The following is a 251-nucleotide window of genomic DNA, read 5'->3' as shown; positions in this document are numbered from 1 at the left end:
CAATGCGATGGGTATCTCCAAAGCCATGGCCGAGAAAATCATGGTTGCAAAGTCGCGCACCGTTCGCGAAGGTGGCACGGTACTTTGCGCCACCCGCTATGGCAACGTGATGGCCTCGCGCGGCTCGGTCATTCCGCTCTTCATCGACAAGATCAAGGCAGGAAAACCGTTGACCGTGACTGACCCCAAGATGACCCGCTTCCTGATGTCGCTGGAAGACTCAGTCGACCTCGTACTGCATGCGTTCCAGC

The 251-nt window shown here is 57.4% G+C and carries 1 protein-coding gene; it reads left to right on the top strand.

Translation table 11 applies throughout. The features are described from left to right. Positions 1–25: 25 nt before the first annotated feature. On the top strand, positions 26–251 hold a 226-nt coding region (locus tag RVY79_RS20840; protein WP_317466512.1), incomplete at its 3' end, for a polysaccharide biosynthesis protein.

It is taken from the genome of Chromohalobacter sp. HP20-39, assembly GCF_033052815.1.
In the GTDB taxonomy this organism is placed as follows: domain Bacteria; phylum Pseudomonadota; class Gammaproteobacteria; order Pseudomonadales; family Halomonadaceae; genus Chromohalobacter.
The sequence above is the reverse complement of the archived record's forward strand: the minus strand, read 5'-3'. Positions and strand labels throughout refer to the sequence as shown.